Genomic DNA, 12,316 nt, shown 5'->3' with positions numbered 1-12,316 from the left:
CAGTATGTTTCTTTTGCGGCGATTGTCAAGCTTGAGCTGACCCCGAGCGAGATCGCTTGTACAGGGCGTCGGCACTGAAACACAAAACACCTAGCCAGATAAAGCTAAAGGTCACGGTTTTGGCTGGGCCGAAGCGCTCGTCATAGAGCATCACCGCGAGGAAGAACATGAGCGTTGGCCCTATGTATTGTAAAAAGCCGATGGTGGTGTATTGGATCTTGCGCGTCGCCGAGGCGAACATCATCAGCGGCACGGTGCTCACCGGCCCGAACACAAGTAGCAGATACCAGTGCTTGAGCTCCAGCTGGGTGAGTGTCTCTTGGCCAAACAGCCATAGGTAGGCCAAAGCCGGGAGCAGCAGGTAGCTACACTCGATCATCATGCCATTGAGGCTGTCGATGGGCGCTAATTTTCGAATCAGGCCGTAAAGCGCGAAGGAGCTCGCCATGCCTAAGGCCAGCCAGGGTACAGAGCCGAACACCGCGATTTCTATACCCACCCCCGTGCAGGCCAGAACAACAGCAAGCCATTGCAGTGGGCGTAAGCGCTCACTTAGGAACACGCCACCCAAGGCCATATTAAGTAGTGGGTTGATGTAGTAGGCGAGGCTGGCTTCGAGCACTTTGTTGGTGTTTACAGCATACACAAACAGAAACCAGTTAAAGCCGAGTAATAAGGTCGACAGTAACAGCGCCGCCATCATTTTAGGCTGTATGCAAAACCCCAGCAGTTTTGGCCATTGTCTCAGCACCGTGATGGCCAAGGTGACAAATAGCCAAGACCAGGCGATTCGATGGGCAACTAACTCAAGCGGTTCGATAACGCTTAGCGCCTTGAGAAAAATGGGAAACAAGCCCCATAGCAAAAAGGCGCCGGCGGCTAGGCCCACGCCTAGCTTTTGTTCTTGGGTAAATACCACGGTATCGTCCTAAAGGTGCGGCGCGGTGTAGCGGCGCGTGAAAATAAGGAATGCATGAAAAAGATGCGCCATAAAAAAAGCCGCTTGCGCGGCTTTTTGAAGGGTTGAGCCTTGCAGCTAAGCACTTAGAACAAGACGCGGCAGCGGATAGTCCCCTCAACCTCGCGTACTTTTTCCAGTGCTGTTTCGGAGTTGCTGGCCGCCACCTCGATCACCACATAGCCCACCTTTTCATTGGTTTGTAAGTGCTGACCAATGATATTGATGTTGTTTTCAGAGAAGAGTCGGTTAATGGCTGACATAACACCCGGTACGTTATGGTGCACGTGCAGCAGGCGGTGCACATTGGTATGGGTCGACAGGGCCACTTCGGGGAAGTTTACCGAGCTGGTGGTGGTGCCGTTGTCGGAGAACTTGATCAGCTTCTCAGCTACTTCTACGCCAATATTGGCCTGGGCTTCGATAGTTGAACCGCCAATGTGTGGGGTCAAGATGACGTTGTCGAACTCGCGCAGTGGTGAAACAAATTCGTCTTGTGGGCCCTTAGGCTCAACCGGGAACACATCGATGGCGGCACCGGCAAGGGCGCCAGATTTCAGCGCTTCGGCTAGGGCGTCAATATCCACCACCGTACCGCGCGAGGCGTTGATCAGAATCGCACCCGGTTTCATCAGCTTGATTTGCTTCGCGCCCATCATCATTTTGGTGGCACCGGTTTCGGGCACGTGCAGGCTGACGATATCGGCCTTGGCCAGCAGAGTGTCTAAATCTTTGCACTGCTCGGCGTTGCCCAGCGGTAGCTTGGTCACCACATCGGAGAAGATGACTTTCATGCCGAGGGATTCGGCCAGCACGCTAACTTGGCTGCCAATCGAGCCGTAACCGACAATACCCAGGGTTTTACCGCGAATCTCAAACGAGCCCTCGGCCGATTTCTGCCAGCCACCGCGATGGCAAACGGCGTTCTTTTCAGGAATGCCACGCAGCAATAAAATCGCCTCCGCTATCACCAATTCGGCAACGGAGCGGGTATTGGAGTAAGGCGCGTTAAACACGGCAACACCGTGCTCTTGTGCGGCGTCGAGGTCGACTTGGTTGGTGCCAATACAGAAGCAACCGACGGCAATCAAGCGGTTGGCTGCCTCGAATACTTCGCGGGTTAATTGGGTGCGCGAGCGCAAACCAATGAAGTGCGCGTCTTTAACACTCTCTAACAATTGGTCTTCGGGTAAGGCGGTCTTGTGGTACTCAATATTGGTGTAACCGGCTTCGGTTAACTTATCAACCGCAGATTGGTGCACGCCTTCAAGTAGCAGGAACTTGATTTTGCTCTTGTCTAAAGACACCTTAGCCATGGAATATCACCTTGTATGCAATGCGCTCAGGCCTCGCGCGCGGGCAAGGCCGGGGGAAAATGGGGCGCCATAATACCACAGACACAAAGTCCGCAAAGCGGGCGCACGCAATCAATTGCTGATGCTCGGTATTTTCCTGCAGAATGCTGCTGTGGCCTGCCCCAAACAGCGCGGTTGGCGCGTTACAATGCTAAAAAACCGATGAGTTTAGCCATGACATACCAACATAGATGGGCCCAGCCGAACAGTGCCGGCGCAACCGCTATCCCTCTGCCGCTCGGGAAAATTGTTTGTGTCGGTCAGAATTATGCCGATCATATAAAAGAAATGGGCAGTAAAGTAGGCACTGAACCTATGCTGTTCATCAAAACTGCGGGCTGTGCGCGCGATATGGCCAAGCCATTTAGCGTGCCGAGGCGTTGGGGCAGTTGTCATTTTGAAACCGAGATGAGCGTGCTTATTGGCACCGAGCTAAAAGACGCAACGCCTGAGCAGGCCTTGGCATCCGTCGCCGGCATCGGCTTGGCTTTCGATTTGACCTTGCGCGAGTTACAGGCAGCGCTAAAGCAAAAAGGTCACCCATGGGAGAAGGCCAAGGGCTTCGATGGCAGTGCGCCCTTATCGGCCTTTCTCGCGCCGCCCGAAGATCTGCAAAACATCGGCTTGCGCCTCACCCGCAACGGTGTGGTGACGCAGGATGGCAATACCCGTGATATGTTAACGCCGGTGGCGGAACTGCTGGCCTATGCCAGTCAATTTTTCAGCTTTGCTCCGGGCGATGTCTTGCTCACCGGCACACCCGCAGGCGTCGGACCCCTTGAAGCAGGCGATGAATTGGTGGCGCAATTGCTGGATAGTCGCGGCCAATCGCTCTTGCGTGTTGCAACACAGGTGATTTGATTCGTCTGAATAAGGGTGTAAATAGGTTGATTTGATAGTAGACCCGTTTAATGTCAAGTTAGCTTGTTTATCGGTTCTATATTCTAACGACCCCTAACGAAAATAATAAAAGGCAATAACCCGCATGACCAATAGCAAAAACAATCCGAAGACCGAAACCGTTTTTATCACCGGTGCCTCGAGCGGTTTAGGTCAGCAGATGGCAATCGAATTTGCGCGCCGTGGCTATCAGCTAGCGCTAACGGCGCGCAGGTTAGAAAACCTCGAGCAACTAAAAGCCAAGCTAGAGGCCGAATACCAAACCGCCGTGTTAATCCGGGCGCTTGATGTTACTGAGTTCGACGATGTAAAGGCCGCCTTGGAGGAAGCCAGGCAACATTTTGGCAGTCTCGATAAAATAATTGCCAACGCTGGCATCGGTTACAGCCAGCGTATTGGCAAGCTTAGTTTCGAAAAAGTAAAAGCTACCATCGACACCAATGTGCTCGGTTGCATGGCCACTATCGATGCGGCCGTTAGCCTGTTTAAGGCGCAGGGTTTTGGACACATCATTGCGGTGAGTAGCGTGGCCGGCTATCGAGGCCTGCCCGGTGGCGGCGCTTACGGCGCGTCGAAAGCCGCGGTGAGTCACTATGTGGAAGCCTTGCGCGCCGAGTTATATTTTAAGCCCATCGACGTTACGTTGCTCTGCCCAGGTTATATCGACACCCCGATCAATCAGGCCGCGAGGTCTCGACCTTTTTGCATCCCGGTGGAAAAGGGTGGTCGCCTTTTAGTGGATCTGATTGAGCGCAAAGTAAAGCGCTCAACTGTGCCGCGTTGGCCGTGGGCGTTGGTGGTGCGTTTACTCGCCTGGTTGCCGGTTGCGTTGATAGCGAGAATGGCGTGAAAATTTCCACAGTAATCGCCGCGATTTTATTCTCGTACTTGCTGCTGGCGGGGTGCGGTGAGTCATCGCCCAGTGAGCCGCAGTTGGTGCGCGAAAGCTATGTGTCCGCGTTAGATAAAAAGCCGCGCGAGTACTTTGTCTATTTGCCCGCTGGCTATCAGGATGAGCCCAAGAAAAAATGGCCGGTGCTTTTGTTCCTCCATGGCAATGGCGAGCGAGGCGATGGTTTAGAAGAGTTGGATTATGTTTTGAAGCACGGCCCTCTGTATGAAGCCTGGATTCAAAAGCGCGACTTGCCTTTCGTTATTATTGCGCCGCAATTGCATATGTTAGGCATGGAAAAAATCCCCTATATCGCTAACCGCTCCCGCGCGGAAATTCCCCAGCGCCTAGCCAAGGGTGTGCCCGAGCGGCCGGCACCGTTCGATACACCTGAATTAATGCGAGCGGGTAAAAATATCACCGATCTCAGTGACGTGTCACCGCTGTTACCCATGGGCTGGGAGCAAGTTGAGCAAGATGTATTGTCGATACTGGAGTCAGTGCATAAAAATTACGCGACGGATAAGCGGCGCAGCTACATCAGCGGCATCAGTTACGGTGGATTTGGCACTTGGTATATGGCGAGTAAGCACCCTACATTATTTGCAGCAGCAGTACCTGTTGTGGGTTGGGGGCATCCGAGTTTAATGGCGCCTATCGCGAAAGCAAAGTTACCGGTGTGGGCATTTGCCGGTGGCCGTGATAGTGCGGTAAGCAAAGCGTTCTTTTATGCCGGTATCAATCACCTAGAAAGTTATAAAGCATCGGAAGTGCGGTTTACTGTACACGAAGATATGGGCCACGATGCTTGGACACGGGTTTACGCGAGTCAAGATGTGTACGACTGGTTGCTGTTGCAACGGCGATAAAAATATTCTGAGAGATCTATGCAGCGCTATCTTTTTACTTTGATTGTCATTTTAGCGATTGCTGGCGTTGGCATTGTGCTTCCAACCCAAGGGCTGAGTGTGCAGCCAAACTCGCTCACCGTTTTCCCTGTTGTCTTTGCCAGTGTTTTGTTGATTTGTTTATTTGTCGAGCGGGCAATTGAAGTGTTTCTTTCCGCTTTGCGCGGTGGTGGTGCCGACCGCCTCGATCTTGCGCTCACGCAATTGAAGTTGATTGCAACACCAAGTAAAGAGCAGCTTGATCAGCTCGGCGCGTTAACGATCTCGCGCAGCGAGTACCGAAGTCACTCGCGTCTTATTGCGCAGCAAATGGGGTTGTGTTTTGGCTTGATGATTGCGCTAGTGGGTTTTCGAATTCTGGGCAGCTTGGTGCTGGAGTTGCCGTCAGGCTGGCAGGGTAAGGCCTTCACGTTATTAGATATATTGCTAACCGGAAGCGTGCTCGCGGGCGGTTCTGATGCTGTCAATAAACTAACTAAGGCCTATGGTCATATCATGGCTGCGGTATCGAGAAAATAATGATGATTAAGAAAGCGTTATATAGTGTTATCTTTTTCCTTATGACTGTTTCAGTGGCCCATGCTGCTGAGTCGTTAAGTGCTCATCAGGACTTAGTCGGGCCTGTTTCAGAGTCGGATCTGTTAGTCCTTGATGCCTTTGCTGCGTCCTATAAAACCGCGATTATTTCGGAGCAAGAGGTTCAATTGCTGACGTCAATCGACTCCGCTATTAGCTTGCGTGTGCTTTTTGGTACTTGGTGTCACGATAGTGTTCGGGAAGTGCCAAAGCTTATTAAGTTAATCGAGCTGGCAGAGAATCCGAATCTATCCTTGCGATTAACGGCTATATCTCGAGATAAACTTGAGCCATCGGCTGTGGTGGCGCGTTATGGCTTAGAATTTACCCCTACGCTCGTGGTGCTAAAAGATAAAAAAGAAGTTGGCAGAATTATCGAACAGCCAGACGCGAATTGGGCCAGCGACATCATTGCGCTGATTCAACAGCACTAACCCTAAACTCTATATTTTCCTAAATAAAAAGAGATGAAGACTATGATTAAGCATTCCTTGGCCCTGGCAGTCTTGCTCGCTAGCGCAGGCGCGTTTGCCGGTGATTTATCGCAAGATGTTGAGAAAGATTATAAAAAACATTTGGCTCCGCTATTTGAGCACTTTCATAAAAACCCTGAGCTGTCCCACCTAGAAACGCAAACCGCCAAGCGCCTTGCTAAGGAGCTGCGTGCCGCGGGTTTTGAAGTTACTGAAGGTGTCGGTAAAACCGGTGTTGTGGCCATCATGAAAAACGGCAAGGGCCCGCTGGTGATGATGCGCGCCGATATGGACGGCCTGCCGGTGGAGGAAAAATCCGGTTTACCTTACGCTTCAAAAGCGACCCAAAAAGATTGGGACGGCAATGTGGTGAACGTGATGCACGCCTGTGGCCACGATGTGCATATCACCAGTCTGGTGGGTACCGCGCGCCAGATGGCGCAGCGCAAAAGTGAGTGGTCTGGCACCTTAATGTTGATCGGCCAGCCCGCTGAAGAGCGAGTGGGCGGCGCGAAAGGCATGATGGACGATGGTATTTGGAAGCGCTTTGGTCAACCCGATTACGCTATGGCGTTTCATGTGAGTTCGGAAATTGAAGCAGGCAAGTTGGTTGCGGTTGAGGGTTCGCCTTATTCGGGTGTTGATAGTATCGATATCGTTGTGCCCGGTATTGGCGCCCACGGTGCCTCGCCTCATCGTGGTAAAGACCCAGTGGTCATAGGTGCGCAAATTGTGTTGGCGTTGCAAACGATTGTGAGCCGTGAAATCGCGCCGAAAGAACCGGCGGTAATTACGGTGGGTTCATTTCATGCGGGCACTAAGCACAATATAATTTCCGATGAGGCGCGCTTGCAAGTAACCGTGCGCAACGATAGTTGGGAAACGCGTGAATACCTGATGGCTGCCATTGAGCGCGTTGCGGTTAATATTGGTCGCGCTGCCGGTTTACCGGAGGATAATTTGCCAAAGGTAATTATCTCCGATGAGCCAACGCCGCCAACGGTAAACGATATACCCATGACCCAGCGTTTAAAGGCTGTATGGCGTGAAAAAATGGGCGCCGACGCATTCGATGAAAACTATCGTCGACTGGGAATGGGGGCAGAAGACTTCCCGTTCTTCACAACCGACCCTTATATACCCAGTGTCTATTTTGCTATCGGCGGAACACCTAAAGCAGATTTCGAGCGCGAGAAAGCCGGTGGTGAACCTGTGCCGAGCCATCACAGCCCTCTATTTAAAATTGCGCCAGAACCTTCGGTTACGAAGGGTGTAGAAGCTACGGTTATCGCATTGATGGAGCTGTTAAAAAAGTAAATCTCAAGGTGAAAAAAGGCTGCAATTGCACACCACTGTCTCACAAAAACGACGCGATCATCGTTAGTCTATAAGCCTCACAATAGATGCGACATCTGGGCGTATATTTGGACATGAGTTTGGTACCCGCACTAGCGACACGACGTGAATACAACCATGTAGTCTCAACACCCGCCCTTTGGGACCGGCCCACAATGACACACTGTGGGCGTTGCTATCGCTGCAAAGCATGCTTTGCCTAATTGCGATATCAACCCATGCGGGTGACGGTCGCTAGTACGGACACCAAACTCTCCCGCAATATAACTATGGGACAGCAGTGGCAATTGCAGCCTTTTCTATTTCGGTTTCTCAGCGATTAAAAGGTGTAGTGAAAACCGAGATTCGCACTCGCACCCTGGGGTAAAGAAGTGCCATCTATTTCAACCTTTTCGGATGACATACCGAGATCTAAATCCACATAGCGAAATAGTGTGAAACCTAACTTGTACATATTTATTTCGCTGCCTACTTGGTTCATATGGTAACCAAGCCGCACTGATGGAACCCAAAAGCTATTGGAGTTCCAGCCGCCGCTAATGCTAAACCACTGATGTTCGGCACCAAGTGGATCTTTAATGGCGGCAGTTTCGTAACTCGTACTTAACGCCCAGGCGCGGTCTTCCGTATAGAGGCTGCCCTCGACAGTGATTTGCCGCTCTTGCTCATAGGTTTGTAACTCATCAATGAGCGCGCCGAGGGTTGGGTTGTTGTAGTTGCTGGTGTCGATGGCATTAAATTCATAGCTGGGTTCAAAGGCATCGGTAATGCTGGTGCCCAAGGAGACGTGCTTGGCAACCCAAAGTGCGCCGAAGTCCATGCCGAATCGGTTGGTGTTGACGAACTTCGCATCGCGAATGTCGTCAAATAAATCTTCCGAGTCTGTTATGTCGCCGATGCGTGTTGCTACCCGTGCTAAGCCCATGCGCACATATTTTGCGGTGGCGCCTAGATATAAGGTGCTGCTATTTTCGAACACAATTGGGTAGCTATAGCTGACGCCAAATTGGGTTGCCTGTGCGGCTCTGGTGGCCAGCAAGCTGTCGTTGTCAAAGGTACCACTAACGCTGTTGGTATTGGGGTCGATGGTCAGAGAAATGCCGCCGCTCAAATCGTAGGTAGTGGCTGGGTCGCCGGGTTGTAAATTGAAGGCGGCCTCTAATTCGGTTTGTGCGGTGGCGGCATCGAAGTCGATATCCTCCATAAAGCCAACGGCGGAGGCCGAGCCGCTGTAGCTGAAATTAAAACCTAGGGTGCCACCAAAAATGTCTGTGTTAAAAATCAACGGTAGGTCTACGGCGGCGTCGGCGTTGGCATAACCTTCAGTTGCCACCAGTGCCAGCAAGGCGCCTATGTGGTTGGCTTGGCCTTCAACTCGATCGATGATGGCTGCGATATCGGGGTCATTGATGTCTATGTCGCCAAAGTCTAGCCCACCGCCACTTGTGCTTCCGCCACCGCTACCGCCGCCACTGCTGCTGCCGTCGTCGTTAAAGGCATTGGCCAGTTCGTCGTAGATGTCGAACAGCTCCTGGATATTGCCGTATTCCAGTTCTCCGCCGAGGTAGAGCGCACCCAGCACTGTGTTCTCCTGGTTCATGCGTTGGCGATCAAAACCAATGGCTGCCGGGTTGCCGCTATTGGATATTGCGGTTTGCCCGCTGCTGGCCTTGCCGTAGGTACCGGCTGGGCCTGTTTGCATGAATCCGTTAGCGGCAAGGGTTGAAGGTGCGCATATAGTCAGTGCCAATGCTGCCGCTAAGCGCTGGCGCGGGATATGTCTAAGCATGAGTTGCCATCTCTGTATTAGATTGATTTTGAATTATAGGTTAGATCTGTGGATTGCACTGCTAGTCTTTAGATCATTGAGACGACATTTTAGGGAGTGTTGCGATGGCCGTTATCGGTTTGCAAGCATGGGTGCAAAAGTTAGACGCGGCCGACCTGCCGGTGTTAGGGCGGGTAATCGAACAGTTAAATGAACTCACCACTAATGCCGATACCCGCGTTAACGAAATGTCTGATGCAGTATTAAAAGACTCGAATCTCACCTCTCAACTGTTGCGTGTGGCTAATAGCATTCATTACAACCCTGGCGGCGGTGCCATCAACACCGTTACCCGCGCCATCATTCAAGTGGGTTTCGAGGGTGTGAAAGGCATATGCATTTCGCTCTTATTGGTAGATCAACTTCTGGGGGCTCAGCCGCGCGAGCGCTTGCTGCAATCCATGGCGCGCGCCTTTCACGCTGCCTTACAGGCAAAGTTTTTAGCCCCAACGGTGGATCAGGATGTGGCTGAGCAAGTGTTTGTTGCCGCACTGCTATTTCATGTGGGCGAGCTGGCCGTCTGGTCTAAGGGCGAGATACAGGCTGATCAGCTAGACGATCAGCTGACTGAGGGCGTGAATGAGCACGATGCCTGCGAGGCCGTATTGGGCCTGCAATTTCGCTCCTTAACCCGGGAATTGGTGCACCGCTGGCACTTGAGTAGTCTACTGGAGCAGGCCTTAAGCTCGAGCAGCGCGCCATCGGCATCCATCAACGCGATTCGAATGGGCGAGGCTATCAGTCAGGTCAGTCGCTTTGGTTGGCACAGTAAAGAGGCTCAGCAGGTGCTCAAGCAAGTGGCGAACGTGAGAAAAGTTAGCCTAGCGCAAGCCACGGCCGACGCTATCCGTATTGCCGATTCAGCGGGTGAGTTAGCGTCCGTTTTTGGCGCCTCCGGTTTGGTGGATTTTATTCCCGGTTCACAGGATCAGGCGCTTGCTCGCCTGCCAGTAAAAGCCGATGAAAAAATTCAGTTGACGGTTTTGCGCGAGTTATCATCGGCGGCGCAATTGGGTGCCGACGCCGATCATGTCTACCAATTGATCGTGCGCGGTTTGCACCACGGCGCCGGTTTAGCCAGGGTGGCAGTGGTTCTGGTGTTGAAAAGTAAACTGGTGACCCGTTATGCGGCGGGGCCGGATGCCGTGGTTTGGCGCGAGCGGTTACATTTTAACGAAGCCTCGGTGCAGTTATTTTCAGAGGCGTTGTTGTTTAAAGCGCCGCAGTGGTTTTCATTGGAAAGGGTGAATAAAAGCGAGCATTTATTTCCGGTGTTAATCAAGGAGCTAATGGGTCTGCAGCCCTGCTTCATCGCTCCGATAGAGGTGTGTGGGCGGGTGGTGGCGCTGCTCTATGCCGACGCCAATGGCGAAGCGTTAACTGATGAGCAGTACGCCTCTTATTGTCACTTTTTGCAGCAGGGTAAATATTGTTTAACGGCGCAGGCTATGCGGGTGAAATTCTAGCTAACCGAGCCTTCCACAACCCTAGGGAGGGCGAAATTTCCTTATTGGCGAAGCGTAAAGCGGGTATTAGTGTCTTGCAGAGCCTTGCCATAATCAATAAGGGTCTCAAATAAATCTCTTTATTTTCAATAGCTTGCATACTTCTGTGCGAGGTTTCCCCGGTATCAGCTAGCGCTTACATGTAATTTGTCTAAATATTACATGTAATTTTCTTGCCTTCTTACATGTAATTAATTATTGTGACCCTTATGAAGCCTAAATCATCTGCACATTATCAACGAGAGTATCGCCAGCGGCTGCGCGAGCAGGGGCTGGTTAAAAAGGAAGTTTGGATTCTCCCCAAGCACAGCAAGTTACTTTTGCAATATGAAAAGTTGCTGCGGCTGCCGGGCGAAGTAGAAATGACGAAAGGAGAAGTGTTTATGCAGGAATTACACGCTTGGACAACGGCCACCCTCTACGCAGCTTTGCAAGAGAGTGATTTATTCAGCGAGCAGCGTCGAGCCAGTGTCGAGTTGATCGACGGCGTCGAACCGGCGTTGCATATTGTTATGAAAGAGTATGGCGATTTGCCGGTTTTCTTAACGGTTGTGGGCGAGCAGATCATCGTCGAATCCCTGTTGTGGTCGGTGAGCGAAGTTAAAGATACGGCGGCGTTTAATGAAATGGTTTTGCGCACCCACAAGTACTTTCCGCTATCGACCATAAGTTTAGATAATTTGGGCGCCGAGGGCGATTACTACCACATGTTTGGTGCGCTCAGTTCGGCCTCGGCGCTGCAGAATATTATCTTTGAAATTGAAGTGTTGGCGAGCAATGTGATTCAGGCAACAGAAGCTTACGCTGAGCATTTGCTTAATTAATTTTAGCGAATTGGAGAAAAATATGAATATTTGGGCGAAGATGATGACCGCGTTGCGCGGTGGCGTAAATGAAGCGGGCGAGGCGATTGTCGACAGTCAAGCGTTGCGAATTCTCGATCAGGAGGTGCGCGATGCCTCTGAGGGCTTGAAGCTTTCAAAGGATAGTTTGGCAGAGATTATTGCCCGTCAAAAGTTGGCCGAGCAGAAAGTGGCCGGCTTGCAGAAAAAGGTTGAAGAGCACGAAGCTTATGCGGTTAAGGCGCTAGACAAGTCGGATGAGGCTTTAGCGCTGGAAGTGGCTGGTAAAATTGCCGATTTTGAAAACCAGCTAAAGCAGGAGCAAGAGTCAGTGCAGGCCTATGCCGCCAATGCCGACAAGCTACGCGCGGCGATTAAGCAGACTGAGCAAAACCTTAAGCGCTTGAAGCAACAGGTGGATACGGTAAAAGCCACGGATAATGTCCAGCGTGCGCAGGCGGCAGTGGCCGAGCGCCACAGCGGCTCAAACTCCAAAATGCGCACCGCCATGGACTCGCTCGAGCGCATTAAAGAGCGCCAAGAGCTGAAGTCGGCACAAATGGCCGCCGCTTCGGAGTTGGCACAGGAAGATTCTGATGTATCATTGCAGGCCAAATTAGAGGCGGCAGGTATTGCCTCCAGTGGCGCCAGTGCAGCCGATGTGCTCGAGCGGCTAAAAAATAAGAAGGCATAGCCTAGTGCGCCCCGCTTGAGGGCGCTTTC

At 51.8% G+C, this 12,316-nt stretch carries 12 protein-coding genes; 9 read left to right on the top strand and 3 right to left on the bottom strand.

The window, feature by feature from the left end:
- Window positions 1-25 precede the first annotated feature (25 nt).
- On the bottom strand, window positions 26-919 hold the full coding sequence (rarD, locus tag QWY82_RS02755) for an EamA family transporter RarD (protein WP_290259677.1): 894 nt from the start codon (window positions 917-919) through the stop codon (window positions 26-28).
- Between the two features lie 125 nt (window positions 920-1,044).
- Window positions 1,045-2,274: a phosphoglycerate dehydrogenase gene (gene serA, locus QWY82_RS02750; protein WP_290259675.1), complete on the bottom strand. Its 1,230-nt coding sequence runs from the start codon at window positions 2,272-2,274 to the stop codon at window positions 1,045-1,047.
- Between the two features lie 213 nt (window positions 2,275-2,487).
- Here serA and QWY82_RS02745 point away from each other — a divergent pair, with 213 nt between their 5' ends.
- The 6 genes from QWY82_RS02745 to QWY82_RS02720 all read left to right on the top strand — a co-directional run bounded on the left by QWY82_RS02745 (window position 2,488) and on the right by QWY82_RS02720 (window position 7,379).
- Window positions 2,488-3,174: a fumarylacetoacetate hydrolase family protein gene (locus tag QWY82_RS02745; RefSeq protein WP_290259674.1), complete on the top strand. Its 687-nt coding sequence runs from the start codon at window positions 2,488-2,490 to the stop codon at window positions 3,172-3,174.
- A gap of 124 nt (window positions 3,175-3,298) precedes the next feature.
- Complete coding sequence (locus QWY82_RS02740; protein WP_290259672.1) at window positions 3,299-4,063, top strand: SDR family oxidoreductase; 765 nt, start codon at window positions 3,299-3,301, stop codon at window positions 4,061-4,063.
- Window positions 4,060-4,974, top strand: coding sequence for a carboxylesterase family protein (locus QWY82_RS02735; protein ID WP_290259670.1), 915 nt, complete (start codon window positions 4,060-4,062; stop codon window positions 4,972-4,974). The genes QWY82_RS02740 and QWY82_RS02735 overlap by 4 nt, the downstream gene beginning before the upstream one ends.
- 18 nt (window positions 4,975-4,992) lie before the next feature.
- The gene (locus tag QWY82_RS02730; RefSeq protein ID WP_290259668.1) at window positions 4,993-5,532 is read left to right on the top strand and encodes a hypothetical protein; all 540 of its coding nucleotides are present in this window, start codon (window positions 4,993-4,995) and stop codon (window positions 5,530-5,532) included.
- Window positions 5,532-6,023, top strand: coding sequence for a thioredoxin family protein (locus QWY82_RS02725; RefSeq protein WP_290259666.1), 492 nt, complete (start codon window positions 5,532-5,534; stop codon window positions 6,021-6,023). The genes QWY82_RS02730 and QWY82_RS02725 overlap by 1 nt, the downstream gene beginning before the upstream one ends.
- Before the next feature lie 42 nt (window positions 6,024-6,065).
- On the top strand, window positions 6,066-7,379 hold the full coding sequence (locus QWY82_RS02720) for an amidohydrolase (protein WP_290259665.1): 1,314 nt from the start codon (window positions 6,066-6,068) through the stop codon (window positions 7,377-7,379).
- Between the two features lie 358 nt (window positions 7,380-7,737).
- Here the strand turns inward: QWY82_RS02720 and traF are convergent, their stop codons facing one another.
- Window positions 7,738-9,207, bottom strand: a complete 1,470-nt coding sequence (gene traF, locus QWY82_RS02715) for a conjugal transfer protein TraF (RefSeq protein ID WP_290259662.1) — start codon at window positions 9,205-9,207, stop codon at window positions 7,738-7,740.
- Window positions 9,208-9,311: 104 nt separating this feature from the next.
- Here traF and QWY82_RS02710 point away from each other — a divergent pair, with 104 nt between their 5' ends.
- From QWY82_RS02710 to QWY82_RS02700, 3 genes are all read left to right on the top strand, one after another.
- Entirely contained in the window at window positions 9,312-10,712 is a 1,401-nt protein-coding gene (locus QWY82_RS02710; protein ID WP_290259660.1) for an HDOD domain-containing protein, read from the top strand.
- Window positions 10,713-10,960: 248 nt separating this feature from the next.
- Window positions 10,961-11,575, top strand: coding sequence for a biofilm formation regulator BacA (bacA, locus tag QWY82_RS02705; protein WP_290259658.1), 615 nt, complete (start codon window positions 10,961-10,963; stop codon window positions 11,573-11,575).
- Between the two features lie 22 nt (window positions 11,576-11,597).
- Window positions 11,598-12,287 (top strand): PspA/IM30 family protein, encoded by a 690-nt coding sequence (locus tag QWY82_RS02700; protein ID WP_290259656.1) that lies wholly within the window; start codon window positions 11,598-11,600, stop codon window positions 12,285-12,287.
- Window positions 12,288-12,316 lie beyond the last annotated feature (29 nt).

The organism is Simiduia curdlanivorans (genome assembly GCF_030409605.1).
Lineage (GTDB): Bacteria > Pseudomonadota > Gammaproteobacteria > Pseudomonadales > Cellvibrionaceae > Simiduia > Simiduia curdlanivorans.
This window is presented reverse-complemented; position numbering and strand designations above follow the sequence as displayed.

Coding starts and splice junctions, on each gene's coding strand:
- serA (WP_290259675.1), bottom strand. CDS start 2,274: ATGGCTAAGGTGTCTTTAGACAAGAGCAAAATCAAGTTCCTGCTACTT.
- QWY82_RS02745 (WP_290259674.1), top strand. CDS start 2,488: ATGACATACCAACATAGATGGGCCCAGCCGAACAGTGCCGGCGCAACC.
- QWY82_RS02740 (WP_290259672.1), top strand. CDS start 3,299: ATGACCAATAGCAAAAACAATCCGAAGACCGAAACCGTTTTTATCACC.
- QWY82_RS02730 (WP_290259668.1), top strand. CDS start 4,993: ATGCAGCGCTATCTTTTTACTTTGATTGTCATTTTAGCGATTGCTGGC.
- QWY82_RS02725 (WP_290259666.1), top strand. CDS start 5,532: ATGATGATTAAGAAAGCGTTATATAGTGTTATCTTTTTCCTTATGACT.
- QWY82_RS02720 (WP_290259665.1), top strand. CDS start 6,066: ATGATTAAGCATTCCTTGGCCCTGGCAGTCTTGCTCGCTAGCGCAGGC.
- traF (WP_290259662.1), bottom strand. CDS start 9,207: ATGCTTAGACATATCCCGCGCCAGCGCTTAGCGGCAGCATTGGCACTG.
- QWY82_RS02710 (WP_290259660.1), top strand. CDS start 9,312: ATGGCCGTTATCGGTTTGCAAGCATGGGTGCAAAAGTTAGACGCGGCC.
- bacA (WP_290259658.1), top strand. CDS start 10,961: ATGAAGCCTAAATCATCTGCACATTATCAACGAGAGTATCGCCAGCGG.
- QWY82_RS02700 (WP_290259656.1), top strand. CDS start 11,598: ATGAATATTTGGGCGAAGATGATGACCGCGTTGCGCGGTGGCGTAAAT.